We start from the raw sequence: 15,358 nt of genomic DNA, 5'->3' as shown, positions 1-15,358 counted from the left end.
GACCGTGTACGACGGCGACTAGTTGTGCCGTGCCCACAACTGCAGCCACACGAGCAGGCGCGTTTCGGCGTCGTCGAGGTCTATGCCGAAGAGCGGCTCCACCCGGGACAATCGGTACCGGACCGTGTTGACGTGCACATCCAGCGACTTGGCGGCGTCGATCGCGTTTCCGCCCCAGCTGAGGTAGGCGTAAATGGTCTCCTCGAAGGACTTCCTATGCTGTTCGTCGTACGCCGCGATGCTCAGCGCATGCGCCCCGGGCAGTTGGCCGGCGGCCGTCAGCGCCGAGACGAACTGACGCAGCAGCAGACGCGAGCCGAGGGAGTCGTCGTCGGCCACGATGTCATCCGAATCCGCGGCGATGCGCCCCTCCGCGACGTTGCGCACAAGTTCGGACAAGACCAGTTCCGCGTTGACCCTGGAGTCCTCCAGCCGGTCGATCGTCGCCGCGGCGCCGAGCGCGGCCAGGACCGGGCGTGCGAGCAGCCGCCGCGCATTCTGCACAATTTTCAGAAGCGCGGTGCGCTGGAAGTGGCGTGAGGTTTCGGTGGTTTGCGGCAGGACGATGTACACGATGTTGTCCGAGAGCCCGCAGACGGCCGAGGGCAGCCGGATGGCGCAGGCGGTCCGGATGGTGTCGAAGAGCCGGAGGCGGGACTGCAGCGTTTCGGCCGCGATGGCCTCGGACGGCCAGACGCCCAGGGCCGCAACCCGGATCGACGGCGCCGAGATCCCGAGCCTGATGGCGGCCAGTTCGGCGCGTTTCGGATCGAACAGCAGCGGCTGGACGAGATCGATCTGGCGGGTCAGGTTCGAGACGTAGGTGGTCCGTTTGTGCAGGATGTGGAGCGCGGCCACGTTGGCGGCTTCGCGCAGGATCCGGTTGGCGTCCTCGTTGTGGTGGTCCGCCAATTCAAGGAGCCAGAGCGAGCCCAGAACGGAGTCGCCGGCCCGGATCGCTATGGCCGTGCGCCGGAGCGAGGGATCCTGCGTGGCCACATCCAGCGCATCGGTGGAGGCATGGACACGGCGGTAATCGTTGTCCGTTTCCAACGAATGCGGCACCTGCAGGCTCAGGATGGAGCTCCGGCGCGTCTCGTCAATGGGCTGGTCCGGGAGGGTGGAATACGCCAGGATCGTCTGCTCGGGATCGGCGATCGCGATGGCGCCGCCGGCCTGGGCCGCCACCGTGTTGGCGAGGTCGAACAGGTCTCCGGGCCGGATGTCCACCAGGGTCCGGCCCGATTGCCGGTGCGGGACCACTGCGGCGTCCATGATCTCCGCGAGCTGGTTCCAGGGCACCGAGTCGGAGGCCCGGAACAGCGCCATCCCGTTGTCCCGGGCGGCTGCCCGCAGGACTTCGTCCGAGGTGCCGTTGGATTTGTAGACGATCGCCACGTACCCGGCGTCGCTGAGTTCCCGCACTTTCGCGCCCAGACGCTTCCCGGAAAGGGACAAACCAATGGCCAGGGCAACGGCACCCGGGAACTTGGCGGGCCGCGCCGTCGAGTCGTAGAGAACCGAGCCGGCGACAATCTGCCGGTCATCTGACGGCATTTCCACGAGGCTGAGTATTTCCGAGCCCGCCGAGCGGGCGACGTCGGCCAGGGTAGGCAGCGCGTGCGTCTTCACCTCCGATGCCGTCACCGGGACACCCAAGAAGCTGTTTGGTATTCGCTACTAATGATTGGCCCTTCAATTTGTCGATAACTCCATGGTGATGCGGAGCTTCATTTCCTACGCTGAACCATAACGCAGCACAGTTCAACGGAAGGCCGTCATTGAAAATCAGCGAAGCCAGGCAACTCGTCCAGGTGAAGGCCCCCGTCCTGTCCCGCCAACGGCGCGTGCTGGCGGGCGCCTACAACGTCGAGGAATTCCGGAAAGCGGCACGCAAGGTCCTGCCTGCCGGGATTTTCGACTATCTCGACGGCGGATCCGAAGACGAAGTGACGCTCCGCCGCAACCGGGCCGTCTTCGACGCCTGGGCCCTCATGCCCAGCTGGGGCCCGGTGTCCGGACCCGACACGACGACGACCCTGCTCGGAGAAGAAAGCGCGCTGCCGCTGACCTTGACCCCCACCGGGGCGACCCGGCTGTTCCATCCCGAGGGCGAGCTGGCCGTCGCGGCCGCCGCGGACYGGGCCCGCATCCCCTATGGGCTGGCCGGGCTGAGCACCGTGCCCATGGAAACCATCGCAGAGCACCACCCGTCCCTTGACCGCTGGTTCAACTTTGGCCTCACCTCCGACGCCCAGGCGATGAAGAACAAACTGGCCCGCTGCAAGGCAGCCGGATTCAACACCTTGATTGTCGGCGTCGACACGCGGGCACTGGGTTCCAGGGAACGGGACCTCCACAACGGATTCACCGCCCCTCCCGCGCTCACGCTGTCAACCATCGCGGACATCGCCCGGCGCCCTTCCTGGTGGGTCAACTTTTTGAAGTCGGACGGCATCAGCTTCCCGAACCTGGATCCGCAGAGCCCCGCCGCCTCCTCCGTGGTGACCCCGACCATGTGGCAGCACATCCTGGGCCACTCGGATGCCAGCAGCGGCTGGAAGGAACTTGAGGCCCTGCGGCAGGCCTGGCACGGCAAAATCGTACTCAAGGGCTGCGTCAACCCGGCCGACGTCGCGAAGGCCTCCCGGATTGGCCTGAACGCCGTCCAGTTGAGTAATCATGGCGGCCGCCAGCTCGATCACATGCTGAGCCCCATGGACGTCCTCCAGGAATCGCGGCAACGGGTGGACGATTCGATCGAGATCTATGTGGACTCGGGCATCCGCCGGGGGAGCGACATCCTCAAGGCGCTGGCGCTGGGGGCCGATGCCTGTTCGATCGGCCGGGCCTACCTGTACGGGTTGGTGGCGGCCGGCTCACCGGGCGTCGGACGCATCATCGACATCTTCGGGGATGAACTGCGGCGTACGATGACGTTAGTGGGCGTCTCCAGTATTTCCGAGTTGAAGGCCCGGGGCGGGGAAATTCTTCGGGATATTCGTCATTCCGGAGAACTTCTTGAGACAAGAGCGTCGGAAAATACGAATTCTTGAGTTTTGAATAAGCAGTCATGCAGTGCCCTCCCGCAGCGTTGCGGGAGCCTAGAGAATCCCTGAACAGCTAAGGAAGCCATGCGCACCCGATACCTTCTTCCCGTTCTGACCATAGCCACGGCGCTCTCGCTCTCGGGCTGTGTCAACAACAGCGAACCCGCCGCCACCGGCTCGGCATCCGGTAGCGCTGACGCCATCGACGTGCAAAAGAATGACTCCATTGCTGCCTCGCTCCCGGAAAAAATGAAGAGCTCCGGCGTGCTCAACGTCGGCATGGCCAACAACTACCCGCCCAACGAGTTCAAGGACGATAACGGCGAACCGGCAGGCTGGTCCGTGGACCTCACCAATGCCCTGGGCAAGGTTATGGGGTTGAAGGTCAACTTCGACATCGGCACCTTCGATAACATTCTGCCGGCGGTGAAGGCAGGGAAGGATGACATGGGAATGTCGTCCTTCTCCGACACGCTGGAACGCGAAAAGCAGGTGGATTTCGTGAACTACTACTCGGCCGGCATCCAGTGGGCGTCGCCCAAGGGCAAGAATGTGGACCCGAACAACGCCTGCGGGCTTAAGGTCGCCGTCCAGGCCACCACCTATGAGGACACGCATGAGGTGCCGGCCAAGTCGAAGGCGTGCACGGATGCAGGCAAGCCGGCGATCACCATTTTCAAGTACGACGCGCAGGACCAGGCAACCAACGCCCTCGTGGTGGGGCAGGTCGATGCGATGAGCGCCGATTCGCCCGTGACTCTGTATGCGATCTCCAAGACCAAGGACAAGCTGCAGACCGCCGGCGACGCCTTTGAGGTGGCGCCGTACGGGATGCCCGTGGCCAAGGGCAGCGAATTTACCCCGGTCCTGCAGAAGGCGTTGCAGGCACTGATCGACGACGGTACGTACAACAAGATCCTGTCCAAGTGGGGCGTCGAGTCCGGTGGCGTCAAGACAGCAACTCTCAACGTGGCAGCCAAAGGGTGATAGCAAATGAGCGAGCCGGAATCCGACAGGATGATTGAGTCGGAGCCTGACAGGAAGCTGCGGGCCCGGGGTGGGCAGGACACGGACAACTCGCCGGCGGAGGCGATCGTGGCGATCCCGCTGCGGCACCCGTGGCGGATCGTGATTGCCGTGGTTCTGCTGCTGGGGTTGGCGGTATTTGTCCTGGACGCCGCCCAGCGCTCGGACTATGGCTGGCCGGATGTGGGCAAGTATATTTTTGACCGCAGGATCAGCCAGGCCGCGTGGGTGACGTTGTGGCTGACCATCTACTCGATGATCGGTGCGATCGTCATCGGCCTGCTGCTGGCCATCATGCGGCTCTCACCAAATCCGGTGCTCAAGAGCATTGCCTGGCTGTACATCTGGATCTTCCGCGGAACCCCTGTCTACGTGCAGTTGGTGTTCTGGGGCATCGTGGCCCTGATCTACCCGGTGTTCACGCTGGGGATTCCGTTCACGACGCCGTGGGTCACCGTCCCGAACGAGATCTTCACGAACCTGTTCATTACCGCCGTGATCGGGCTGGCCTTGAACGAGGCCGCCTACATGTCTGAAATCGTGCGTGCCGGCCTGCTGTCCGTGGACGAGGGCCAGGCGGAGGCTTCGACGGCCCTGGCCATGTCCTGGGGCCAGACCATGCGGTATGTGGTGGTTCCGCAGGCCATGAAAATCATCATTCCGCCGACTGGCAACGAAGTGATTTCAATGCTCAAGACCACCTCCCTGGTGGCCGCGATCCCATTGAGCATTGACCTCTACGGGGTGTCCCGCGGCATTTCAGCCGTGACGTTCACTCCCGTCCCGCTGCTTATTGTTGCTTCGCTCTGGTACCTGCTCTTCACCTCCGTACTCATGGTCGGGCAACACTTCATCGAAAAGCGGTTCTCCCGCGGAACCGGACGGATCAAGACAGGCAAGGCACCCGCCGCGCCCGAACCGGCGCCGACGGCCGGACCTGGCGCGCCGGGTGCACCGCTCGGTACAGACTTTGGAGGTAAGGGATGACGGGCGTGCCAATGGTTCTTGCGGAGAAGGTTTCCAAGAATTTCGGATCCAACAGGGTCCTGCGTGGGATCAGCCTGGAGGTCGACCCCGGGGAAGTTCTCTGCATCGTGGGGCCCAGCGGTTCCGGTAAGTCGACCTTCCTGCGGTGTATCAACCACTTGGAAGTGGTTGACGGCGGCCGGCTTTCGGTCGACGGACAGCTGGTCGGCTACCGCCAAAAAGGCGAGAAGCTCTACGAACTCAAGCTCAAGGAAGCTGCTTTCCAGCGCCAGGAAATCGGAATGGTGTTCCAGCGGTTCAACCTGTTCCCGCACCTGACCGCGGTGGAGAACATCATTCTTGCTCCCATGCGGGTGAAGAAGATTTCCAAGGCCGCTGCCACGGCAAGGGCCATGGAATTGCTGGAGCGTGTGGGGCTGGGGGACAAGGGCGATGCCTATCCGGCGCACCTCTCTGGCGGCCAGCAGCAACGGGTGGCCATTGCCCGTGCCTTGGCCATGGACCCCAAGCTGATGCTCTTCGACGAACCGACCAGTGCCTTGGACCCGGAGCTGGTGGGCGAGGTCCTCGATGTCATGAAGGGACTGGCCAAGAGCGGCATGACAATGATTGTGGTGACCCATGAGATGGGGTTCGCCCGCGAGGTGGCCGACACCCTGGTCTTCATGGACGACGGCGTGGTGGTGGAGGCCGGGGCTCCCCGCCAGATCCTGAGCGATCCCCAGCACGACCGGACCAAGGCGTTCCTCTCCAAGGTGCTGTGACGTCGAAGGTTGACGGCGCGGCGGTGAGCCCTGGCCTCTCTGGCGCGGTGGCTTCGCCGCCGCGCCAGTGCAACACTGAATCCGTGGACAGCCTCGCGGACAGCAAGATCTGGGCGGACTACAACGCCGCCCAGGCAACCCGTGGGGTGCGCACGCTGTGCCTCGACGCCATGGCCTTCGCCGGCCCGGGGAACGGCCGCCGCGCCATAGATCTGGGCTGCGGCGCGGGCAAGGAAACACTGGCGCTGCTCGACGGCGGCTGGCGGGTCCTCGCCGTCGATTCACAGCCGGACACCCGGGACAAGCTGCTCGCAACTGTGCCCGCGGCGCTCGCCGAACAGTTGGACGTCGAGCTAAGCCCGTTCGAGGACCTTCCGCCGCTCCCGGAGGCGGGGCTCATCCTGGCCAGCTATTCGCTGCCATTCGTCCACCCCGAAAACTTCGCCCGGCTTTGGCGGATGCTGCTTGGGGCGCTGGGCCCTTCCGGCGTCATTGCCGTGAATCTGTTCGGCGAGCGGGACTCCTGGGCCGCCATTCCCGAATGGAACTTCCACACCGAAGCTGAGGCCAGGGGCTTGTTCGAGGGACTGGATATCCTCACGTTCGAGATCTACGATGCCGACGGCCAATCCTTCCGCGGTCCCAAGCACTGGCACATTTTCGACGTCATCGCCCGGAAACCCTGACGCCGGGCAAGACCCTTATCCGGCAGGACTTCCGCCTGACCTGATCGACCGAAGAGGTCTCCGAGAGGAGCAGTACGTTATGGGTGATGCCTTCAACGCCGTGGATGGTGTCCGAATTTCCTTTCAGGAGCAGGGCGCCGGCCCCACTATCGTTCTGGTGCACGGTTCAGGGCTGTCCCGTGCCATTTGGCGGGGACTGGGCTACACGAAGGCCTTGCAGGAGCGCTTTCACGTGGTGACTCTGGATTTGCGGGGACACGGCCGCAGCGACAAGCCGCAGCACGAAGACGCCTACAGCATGGACCTGCTCGTCGGGGATGTTGTGGCAGTCCTGGACGCCGCCGGCGCGCAGGCAGCCCATTACGTGGGGTATTCTGCCGGCTCGCGAGTCGGATTCTCACTGCTGGCCAGCAGTCCCGAGCGTGTCAAGACATTTACGGCTGCGGGCGGCACGTACCGTTCCCCGGCTGGGCAAATCGAATCGATCTTTTTCCCCGGATATGACCAGGCCCTGGACCGGGGCGGCATGCCGGAATTTCTGCGCCAATGGAGTATCGCCACGGGCCGTGACCTGGATCCGCAGACGGCCGCCGCGCTGCTGGCCAACGACCCCGCGGCCTTGCGCGCCTACTTCCGGCGGAGTGAGGACGAACCCGGAATCCCGGAGGCGGTCCTTCGGACAATGGACACCCCCACCTTGCTGCTCGCCGGCACGGAAGACCCGCTTCGGTATGCGGACTCGGAACGGGCGGCCCAGCTCATGCCCAGGGCCCAATTTCAGGCACTGCCTGGCCGCAACCACGGGCAGACCTTGGTTCCCGCCGGCCCGGTCATCAGCATGGTCACGTCATTCATCACCTCGGCGGCCAGCCCGGCGAACAACGGCTAGACATGGAGGGCTGGCGCCAGATTGACGACGACGGCGGCATGCGTCGTCCGGTTCGATTTCGGCCGGCGTCGTAGGACAGACTGTTGCCGTGAGCAACTCTCCCCGTGCAGGCCTGGCCGTCGCCGGACTCAGCCTCGGCACGTCGCTGAACCCGTTGAATTCGTCTATGATCGCTGTCGCCCTGGTGGTGCTGCGCGAGGACTTCGGGCTCGACGTCGCCACGGTCACCTGGGTGATCACGGCGTTCTACCTCACCTCCGCGGCCGGCCAGCCGCTGATGGGCCGGCTGGCGGACCGCTTCGGCCCGCGGCGTCTGTTCCTGCTGGGCATGGCCCTGGTGGCAGTGACCTGTGCGCTCGCGCCTTTTGCGCCCAACTTCGCGCTGCTCTGCGTAGCGCGGGCGTTCATGGCCCTCGGCACCGCGACGGCGTACCCGAGCGCCGTCGTCATGGTCGCCGCGCTGGCGCGGGAGGCGAACGTGAAGTCCACCCGGCCGCTGGGCCGGATCCAGATGGCGAACACGTCGGCGGCCGCCGTCGGGCCCGTGGTGGGCGGCCTGCTGGTGAGCCTCGTGGGCTGGCAGGCGTTGTTCCTGATCAACGTCCCGCTCTCGCTGCTGGCGATCCTTGTGGTCCGGCGCTTTGCCCCGGCCGACGGTGCCCGGGAACGCGGCCGGGTGTCGGAACTGGTGCGCGACTCTGACCTGCCCGGGATTGGGGCCTTCATCGGTGCCCTGGTGCTGGTGATGATGRCGATGCTGAATGTGCTGCCCGCCTACCGGTGGTGGCTGCTGGGCGGCGGGCTGCTCCTCGCGGCGCTGTTCGCGTGGCGGGAGCTGCGGTTCAGCCCGCCCTTCCTTGACCTGCGGCTGCTGGGCCGCAACCGGCCGCTGCTGCTGGTCTACCTGGGTTTTGCGCTGTTCAACGGCGTCTACTACTTCGCGTTCTTCGGTTTGCCGCAGCTGCTGCAGACCGCGGGCGGCTACAATCCCGGCGTCGTGGGCCTGCTGATGCTGCCGCTCGCCGCGATCTCCGTGGTCGGGACGCCGTTCGCGGTCCGCGCCATCGACCGGTTCGGCGTGCGGCGGGTGCTGATCGCCGGCGTCGTGCTGCTCCTCGTCGCGTCTGCGGCGATGTGGCTGCTGACGGTGTCCCTGGCCGTCCCGCTGGTGCTCGCGCTGACCGCCCTGCTGGGTGTGCCGTATTGCGTGGTCGCCATTTCCTCGAGCCAGGGCATGTACGTGTCCACCCGGCCGGAGGAGCGCGGGGTGGCCGCCGGGATCTTCCAGACCTGCCGCTACCTCGGCGCGATCACGGCCACCGTGCTGATCGGCATCTTCTATGGGAGCGGCGTGACGCAGGCGAACTGGGGGCTGATGGTGTTCGTGATGCTGGGGCTGGGCGCGGTGGTGCTTGTCGTGTCGCTGCAGTGGCGGGAGCGGAGGGCCTGAGGTCCGGCGTTGCGCGAGCCAACGTCTACTCCCCGCCGGATAGGCCCTGACTGTCAATCCGATACTGCCGCAGGGTGTCGGACCGGGACGGGTGTCTGAGCTTCTCCATCGCGGTGACCTCGATCTGGCGGATGCGTTCTCGGGTCATGCCGTAGGTTTCCGCTACCGCGGCTAAGGTTTTCGCTCCGCCGCCCGTGATGCCGAAGCGCATCGCAATGACCTGGGCTTCCCGGACCTCGAGCGTGCTGAGTGCGGCATGTACCTGTGTATTCATCTGTTGATGGAAGAGCGCATCGGTTGCGTCGTGGTCGGAGGAAACCAACAGCTGTTCGGCGAGGGCTTCGGTCCCGCCCCGGCCGTCGGGCACCCACGAGTCCAAGGAACAGGCCGGCCGGTCCACGGAAAGCAGACACTCAACCTTTCCGATTGGAATTCCGGTCAGTTGGCTGAGATCTTCCTTGTTGCAGACGGTCCCTGTCATGGCGGCCGTCCGTTGCGCTGACCGTATCTTCTGCAGCTGGTCGACGACGTTGCCCGGCAGCCGGATCAGGCGTGCCTGTTCAGCCAGCGCCTTGAGGATGCCGCCGCGGATGCAGAATGTGGCGTGGGTGGAGAATCTGAAACCCTTGGTGAAGTCGAACTTGCAGACAGCCGTATGGAGTCCCAGGTTTCCTTCCTGGATCAAGTCCTCAAAGTCGAGGCCCCGGTGGGTGTAGTGCTTGGCGATCGACACGACGAGCCGGAGGTTGGCGTGGAACAACGTGTCGGCGGCACGCTGGCCCAGAAGGATGATGGTCCGAAGGTCGGCTGTATCCTGGCCGGGCCGCGATGTGCCATCCACCAAGAGCCGTTCCGCGAATAGCCCCGCCTCGATTTCTTGCGCCAGTTCCACTTCCTGCTCGGCGGTGAGCAAATCGTATTGGCCCAGGCGGCGCAGGTAGTCAGYGACGGCGTCATCGGTCAACCCGCCACCGGCTTGCGGATGTTGCGCCCGGCCAGCGTCATCCGAATCGAACGCTTCAGGGACCCAAGCACCTGCCGCGGGCAGGGACGGTGCCCTGCCGATTGCCTCGTGGATTGGGTCAGCCATGTCATCCCCTGCCGGACGGTTCATGCTCGTGAAGGCAGACTACGTGGCCGGTGTGACAATATTCGGGTGGCAGGGGCGGGCACAACAAACGGGGGTAATCAGCGCATCTTGACACCCTTGAAGCCTCGGAATATCTTCTGCCTTAACGAGGCAATTCGCCCCGTTTCCCATCAATTTCAGCGCTCAGCCCGGGCGCATCTGCCGGGGCCCATGGATAGTGCCGGCGGACAGCCACAACGGTCTCTTGCACCTGAAGGAGCCCACAATGTCCAGCACGTTGATCAATCGCTTCTACTCGGAAGTTCTCGCCGGCGGCAACCTCGCCCTCGTCGATGAAATGATCACGGACGACTTCATCGACCATGAACCGGCGTTCCCCGGACAGCCGCCCGGCAAAGAGGGCGCACGGTTCTTCGCCAGTGCCATCCGAAACGCATTCCCCGACATCTCGGTCAAGGAAGCCGAACCGACTCTCTCCGATGGAAACCTTGAGGCTGCCCATGTTGTAATGACCGGCACCCACAAGGGCGACCTGATGGGTATTGCGGCGACCGGCAAAACGGTCGAATTCGGCGGGACCGACATCGTCCGCGTCCAGGACGGTAAGATCGCCGAGCACTGGGGCAGCACGGACACCATGAGCCTCATGCAGCAGATCGGAGCCCTGCCGGAATAACAGCCGGCGCCATGTTCTCGCTGGCCCGGGACGATTAGGCGTCGAGTATTTTCCGGGCGTGCGCATACAACGGGAAGGTGCAACGGATGGTTGGAACGTGACGTGCGGCGCCTGCTGCCTTCCAACAGCAACACGGGGTCACTTACGGCCCATCCCGGCAGCTGGGATGGGCGCAAAGTGACCCCGCGTTGCTCTTGGATGACGGCGTCGGCAGGGCTGGGAGCGGCGCCGGCCGAGGCATCTTGACACCCTCGAAGCACGGGAATATCTTCTGCCTTAACGAGGCGTTTCGCCCGTTCCTCACTCGAATTTTCACACTGTTGCTCGGCGCTCTACGCGGATCGCTGATGCCTGCCTGCGGAGCCAAACCTGACTGCTGAGTCAAAACGGGGGGTCCCTCCGGGGTGGTCTGCGCATGCTGCCGGGGCACTGCGCTGGGGGGGGGGGGATCTAAAATTCGGTCTCGCGCCAACAAGGAGTCGGAAATGTCTGAAGGTGTTGGATTGATTGAGCGGTTTTACAGGGACGTCATTGAGAGCGGAAACCTCGCCCTCGTTGATGAGTTGGCCGCGGACAGCTATGTGGATCACGAAGAGGCCCTGCCCGGGCAACCGCCGGGCAAGGACGGCGTCAAGTTCTTCGTGAACACGATGCGGTCGGCTTTCCCGGACATCAAGGTCAAAGAGATCGAGCCCAAGGTGATGGCTGGAAACCTGGAGGCATGCCATGTGATTCTCACGGGTACGCATCGCGGGGAACTGGCCGGCATCCCGGCAACGGGCAAGAGCGTCGAGTTCGATTGCACTGACATCATCCGTGTCGAGGACGGAAAAGTGGCCGAGCACTGGGGCACGACGGACAACCTGGGCCTCATGCAGCAGATTGGTGCCGTGGCCGTTGCCTGAACCAGGCGACAAACAACAGGGCCGGCGCGATCGCGGCCGGAACACGCAATATCAGCACGCAATAAAAAGGCTGTCCACGTTCCCCACAGGGAAACGCGGACAGCCGTTCGACGTCGACGGCGGTTCGATCAGAGGGGCTGTCAGCGCCCGGCGATGTGCCCGGCAATGTACTCGGCATCGCGTCCCACACCGGCCACGACCGCCGAGCTGTGCCCGGTGAGCCACGGCAGGCCCACGGCGTAGAGGCCAGGGTAGTCGGTGACGCCGCGGCTGTGGCGGGGGTAGTTCCATTCGTCCAGTACGGGGATGTCCAGGATGCCGAAGTCGAGCCGGTATCCGGTGGCCCACAGGACGGACGTAACGCCCTCCGCTGCCAGGTTCAACCGTGCCGGCTCTGGGGGAAGCCAGTCGTCCGCCGGCCGGAGTTCGGCCTCCGGCGCTTCGATCCCAGCAGCGGCAATGTACGCATCGAGCATCGGTCGGAGGCGCTGGCTGAAGCCGGCCTCAATGGTGGCGAGGCGTTCGGCGAGGTCATCGCTGAAGACGAGGTCGCCGTCGTCGGCTGCGTCCAGGTGGCCGTGCAGCCGGATTCCGCGGCGGCCCAAATCCCGTAGGTGGATGTCATGGCCGCCGTCGGCGCCGGACAACAGCGGGTTGCAGGCAAACCGAGCCGCGGGTGAGGGCAGCCGCTCCACGGAAAGTCCGTTCAGCCCGTGCTCGGGGCCGTGCAGTCCGAGCTGCATCATCCAGTAGAAGGTGTCCCTGCCGCGGTACCGGCGCGGGGCCTCCGGGCAGGTGGACACCGCCAGATGGACCTCGCGGCCGGCTGCCAGCAGCTCCTCGGCGATCTGGCCGCCCGACTGGCCGGTGCCCACAATCAGCACAGCGCCGTCCGGCAGTTGGCCCGGGTTGCGGTACTCGTCGGTGTGACGTTGCACGATGTGCCCCGGCAACCGTGCGGACAACGCGGGGATTTTCGCTTTCTGGAAGCCGCCGGTGGCCAGCACCACGTTGCGCGCCCGCCAGCTGCCCTGGGTTGTTTCCACGGCGAAGGCATCGCTGTCCGCGGCGGGGATGCGCGTGACGTCCGTGCCGGTGCGGACCGGCGCGCCGATGGCCTCCGCGTAGTGCCGGAAATAGTCCACCACGGCATCGCGCGGCATAAAGGCGTCCGGGTCCGGACCGGAGAAGGGCATGCCCGGCAGCGACAGCGAGAAATTCGGGGTGTTCAGGTAGAACCCATCCCACCGGTCCTGCCAGGCACCGCCCAGGGCGGCGCGCCGTTCCAGTACCTGATGCGCGACGCCGGCCAGGTCGAGCCAGTAGCTCATGGCCAGACCCGCCTGGCCTCCGCCCACCACGAGCGTGTCCACTTCAGCGTCCATCTCCGCCCACCACCTCGATCAGTGCACATGCGCGAGGAGCGCGATCCCGGGAGAATGCTGGCCCGCGGAGGCCTCCATGCGAGGAGCTTACGCCGGGTCTGGGTCCAGGCGTAGGGGTTTTGACGACGGCGGGGCGGCCACTTCTGTGGCCGCCCCGTCTATCGAGGTGCTAGCTCGCAGCCGGGTAGGCCTTGGGGAGCTTCAGGCCGCGCTCTTCCAGAACGGTGCGCAGGCGGGTGGGGTAGTCGCTGATGATGCCGTCCACGCCGAGGTCCATCAAGCGAGTCATGTCCGCCGTGGTGTTGACGGTCCAGGGAATGACCGGCAGGCCGAGCTCGTGGGCTTCCTTGATCATGCCCGGGGTGACGGAGCTGAAGGTGGGCGAGATGACGTCGTAGCCCTGGGCTGCCGCTGCCTTGGCGAGCGAGCCGCCATAGGTGTCGATGTCGATGCCGCCGAGGTTGGGGCTGGCGCCGGGCTTGCCGACCTCGAGCCAGGCGTCGCCGCTGGACAAGGCGACGAGCGGCAGTTGCGGGGCGATCTTCTTGGTCAGGTTCAGCGAGAACCAGTCGAATGACTGCACGGTGCTGCGCCCGGCCATGCCGGCGGTGTAGATCTCCGTGACCACGGCCTTGGTCAGGGCCACCATGCCCTCGCCGCCGGACTTCCCGTCCTCCACCTTGGTCTCGATGTTGAAGCTGACCTTCTTGGCGTCGGTGTCGCGGACCAGCTGGAAGACGTCCTTGAGCTCGGCGATCCGGTTGCCCTCGATCATGTCCTGCTCCGGGAACCCCTTGAGCTGGGTGAATCCGCAGTCCAGGGTCTTGATCTGCGCGAGCGACAGCTCGGCGACCCGGTCGCCGACGTAGGGGTACTGCGCGTCGCCGGGAGTCGCCGGCGCGGTGTCGCGGCACTTGTCCGCCTGGATGGTGTCGTCATGCCAGACGATCACCTTGCCGTCGGTGGTCAGGTGGGTGTCCAGTTCCAGCGTGGACACGCCGAGCTTCAGCGAGTTGGCGAACGCGGCCAGCGATTCCTCGGTCCATTCGCCGCGGCCGCCGCGGTGCGCCTGCAGGTCAAAGGAGCCGTTGCTCTCGTTGGTCTTGATTGCCGTTGTTGCCTCTGCGGCCTTTGTTGTGGCGGCGTTCGACGACGGCGAGCCGGCTTCGGGGTTTGAAGCGGCGACGGCGGGGCTCGCCAGCGAGGCGATGAGCGCGGCGGTGGCCACGGCTGTCAGGGGTGTGCGCATGGTGATGGTTCCTCCCGGGTGACGTTACCGGCGTCGTGCCGGCGACCCGACCACCGTAGGGAGGTGAGATGGACTGTTGTGTGCGGGGAGCTGGACCGGGAGTGAACACGAGGAAACCGGGCAGGGCGACGGGCCTGGAGACGCGAAAGACCGTTCGTGTTCCGGACGGATCATGACCCTGCAGGTACTCCGCAGCGGGTCAGGCTTCCTTAGGTGCCGCCACCCAGGACCGCCTGCAGTTTCTCGAACGACTCGGTCCACCCGKYGCGGTGCAGTTCGAGGCGTTCGTCCGTCAGGAACGGTCCCTGCGAAAGCACCAGGCGCGTGCCTGTGCCGGTACTCCCGAGTGAGAGGTCGACGACGGTTTCCCGGTCGGTTGGCGCCGGTTCCTCCCAGCGGAAGGTGTACACCAGTCGCCAAGGGGGATCGATCTCCAGGAACTCGCCTGAGAGGTGGAACGGTTCGCCGTCCGGTGGGGTCATGCTGAATCGGTAGCGGCCGCCTTCGGTGAGGTTGACGTCGGCCGCAGGGATGATGAAGCCGTGCGGACCCCACCACTTCACCAATTCGGCCGATTCCGTCAGCATCCTGAAGATTTCTTCCGGGGGAGCGGCGAGCGTGCATTCCAGGTTCAGGACCAGGCCGCCAGTTTCCGCGTTCCCGGTTGCCTCATTAACGGACTCCGCATTCATCCTTCAACTCTGGCATCGTGCGGCCACCGGCGGAAGTGGACCGGCGCCCGCCGCCCGTCAGGCTGCAGGCGCCAGCACCTTGCTTTCCGTCACGGCCTGTTGGAACGGCGCTTTGCAGCTCCCTGTTCGAAGAGCGCCCCTCAGCCCAATGCCGGTCACCCCTGTTTCCGCAAGACCAAATCGGTCCATAATGACCACATAACTTCGGGGACCCCTCGCGCTGGTGATGGGTGGCGCGGCGTTGGAGAGTCCCAGGTGGCTGCCCCCGGCTCGGTGCAGGGGCGGTCACGGGCTCCGGACAGGTACTCCGGGGACCGAAACCGGGGGGAGCATCGCCATCGCTGCGGTCATCAACGCACTGAAGGGAATCATCATGTTCAAGGATTCAAACATCATCGCTGTCCTCCCCGCGAAGGACATCAACAGGGCGAAGGAGTACTACCGGGACAAGCTGGGAATCGAACCCTCCGAATCCATGGAGGAGGGCAGCGTCATGTACAGCTGCGGCC

General features: G+C 65.0%; 14 protein-coding genes. 9 read left to right on the top strand and 5 right to left on the bottom strand.

Going from position 1 to position 15,358, the window contains the following annotated elements; all coding sequences use genetic code 11:
• Positions 1–18 precede the first annotated feature (18 nt).
• Positions 19–1,647: a PucR family transcriptional regulator gene (locus AC1DHX_RS10925; protein ID WP_476859742.1), complete on the bottom strand. Its 1,629-nt coding sequence runs from the start codon at positions 1,645–1,647 to the stop codon at positions 19–21.
• Positions 1,648–1,781: 134 nt separating this feature from the next.
• Between AC1DHX_RS10925 and AC1DHX_RS10920 the strand changes: the two genes are divergently transcribed.
• From AC1DHX_RS10920 to AC1DHX_RS10890, 7 genes are all read left to right on the top strand, one after another.
• Entirely contained in the window at positions 1,782–3,056 is a 1,275-nt protein-coding gene (locus AC1DHX_RS10920; RefSeq protein ID WP_476900033.1) for an alpha-hydroxy acid oxidase, read from the top strand.
• Positions 3,057–3,134: 78 nt separating this feature from the next.
• Positions 3,135–4,037, top strand: a complete 903-nt coding sequence (locus tag AC1DHX_RS10915) for an ABC transporter substrate-binding protein (RefSeq protein WP_476859744.1) — start codon at positions 3,135–3,137, stop codon at positions 4,035–4,037.
• Positions 4,038–4,043: 6 nt separating this feature from the next.
• The gene (locus AC1DHX_RS10910; protein WP_476857462.1) at positions 4,044–5,063 is read left to right on the top strand and encodes an amino acid ABC transporter permease; all 1,020 of its coding nucleotides are present in this window, start codon (positions 4,044–4,046) and stop codon (positions 5,061–5,063) included.
• The gene (locus tag AC1DHX_RS10905; protein WP_275959779.1) at positions 5,060–5,827 is read left to right on the top strand and encodes an amino acid ABC transporter ATP-binding protein; all 768 of its coding nucleotides are present in this window, start codon (positions 5,060–5,062) and stop codon (positions 5,825–5,827) included. The genes AC1DHX_RS10910 and AC1DHX_RS10905 overlap by 4 nt, the downstream gene beginning before the upstream one ends.
• An 83-nt stretch (positions 5,828–5,910) precedes the next feature.
• The gene (locus tag AC1DHX_RS10900; protein ID WP_223915647.1) at positions 5,911–6,513 is read left to right on the top strand and encodes a class I SAM-dependent methyltransferase; all 603 of its coding nucleotides are present in this window, start codon (positions 5,911–5,913) and stop codon (positions 6,511–6,513) included.
• A gap of 79 nt (positions 6,514–6,592) precedes the next feature.
• On the top strand, positions 6,593–7,402 hold the full coding sequence (locus AC1DHX_RS10895) for an alpha/beta fold hydrolase (RefSeq protein ID WP_476859745.1): 810 nt from the start codon (positions 6,593–6,595) through the stop codon (positions 7,400–7,402).
• An 88-nt stretch (positions 7,403–7,490) separates the two neighbouring features.
• The gene (locus tag AC1DHX_RS10890) at positions 7,491–8,852 is read left to right on the top strand and encodes an MFS transporter (RefSeq protein WP_476900032.1); all 1,362 of its coding nucleotides are present in this window, start codon (positions 7,491–7,493) and stop codon (positions 8,850–8,852) included.
• Positions 8,853–8,877: 25 nt separating this feature from the next.
• Here the strand turns inward: AC1DHX_RS10890 and AC1DHX_RS10885 are convergent, their stop codons facing one another.
• Entirely contained in the window at positions 8,878–9,942 is a 1,065-nt protein-coding gene (locus AC1DHX_RS10885) for a sigma-70 family RNA polymerase sigma factor (protein ID WP_476900031.1), read from the bottom strand.
• Between the two features lie 265 nt (positions 9,943–10,207).
• Here AC1DHX_RS10885 and AC1DHX_RS10880 point away from each other — a divergent pair, with 265 nt between their 5' ends.
• Positions 10,208–10,618, top strand: a complete 411-nt coding sequence (locus AC1DHX_RS10880; protein ID WP_476851623.1) for an ester cyclase — start codon at positions 10,208–10,210, stop codon at positions 10,616–10,618.
• 485 nt (positions 10,619–11,103) lie between these two features.
• On the top strand, positions 11,104–11,523 hold the full coding sequence (locus AC1DHX_RS10875; protein WP_476851622.1) for an ester cyclase: 420 nt from the start codon (positions 11,104–11,106) through the stop codon (positions 11,521–11,523).
• 140 nt (positions 11,524–11,663) lie between these two features.
• On the opposite strand, the gene AC1DHX_RS10870 is transcribed toward AC1DHX_RS10875, so the two are convergent.
• The 3 genes from AC1DHX_RS10870 to AC1DHX_RS10860 form a co-directional block, all read right to left on the bottom strand.
• A complete protein-coding gene (locus AC1DHX_RS10870) occupies positions 11,664–12,908 on the bottom strand; it encodes a flavin-containing monooxygenase (RefSeq protein WP_476859748.1) in 1,245 nt (414 codons plus the stop codon).
• 169 nt (positions 12,909–13,077) lie between these two features.
• The gene (locus AC1DHX_RS10865) at positions 13,078–14,157 is read right to left on the bottom strand and encodes a glycerophosphodiester phosphodiesterase family protein (RefSeq protein ID WP_476859749.1); all 1,080 of its coding nucleotides are present in this window, start codon (positions 14,155–14,157) and stop codon (positions 13,078–13,080) included.
• Between the two features lie 209 nt (positions 14,158–14,366).
• On the bottom strand, positions 14,367–14,849 hold the full coding sequence (locus tag AC1DHX_RS10860) for an SRPBCC family protein (protein WP_476900030.1): 483 nt from the start codon (positions 14,847–14,849) through the stop codon (positions 14,367–14,369).
• Positions 14,850–15,358 lie beyond the last annotated feature (509 nt).

It is taken from the genome of Arthrobacter sp. 05N33_2 (assembly GCF_056397425.1).
Note: the sequence above shows the minus strand (reverse complement) of the source record. Positions and strands in the feature narration are given on the sequence as shown.

What these genes read in the sequence shown, in the direction of transcription:
- AC1DHX_RS10880 (WP_476851623.1), top strand. Translation starts at nt 10,208, where the DNA reads ATGTCCAGCACGTTGATCAATCGCTTCTACTCGGAAGTTCTCGCCGGC.
- AC1DHX_RS10895 (WP_476859745.1), top strand. Translation starts at nt 6,593, where the DNA reads ATGGGTGATGCCTTCAACGCCGTGGATGGTGTCCGAATTTCCTTTCAG.
- AC1DHX_RS10865 (WP_476859749.1), bottom strand. Translation starts at nt 14,157, where the DNA reads ATGCGCACACCCCTGACAGCCGTGGCCACCGCCGCGCTCATCGCCTCG.
- AC1DHX_RS10905 (WP_275959779.1), top strand. Translation starts at nt 5,060, where the DNA reads ATGACGGGCGTGCCAATGGTTCTTGCGGAGAAGGTTTCCAAGAATTTC.
- AC1DHX_RS10915 (WP_476859744.1), top strand. Translation starts at nt 3,135, where the DNA reads ATGCGCACCCGATACCTTCTTCCCGTTCTGACCATAGCCACGGCGCTC.
- AC1DHX_RS10910 (WP_476857462.1), top strand. Translation starts at nt 4,044, where the DNA reads ATGAGCGAGCCGGAATCCGACAGGATGATTGAGTCGGAGCCTGACAGG.
- AC1DHX_RS10870 (WP_476859748.1), bottom strand. Translation starts at nt 12,908, where the DNA reads ATGGACGCTGAAGTGGACACGCTCGTGGTGGGCGGAGGCCAGGCGGGT.
- AC1DHX_RS10875 (WP_476851622.1), top strand. Translation starts at nt 11,104, where the DNA reads ATGTCTGAAGGTGTTGGATTGATTGAGCGGTTTTACAGGGACGTCATT.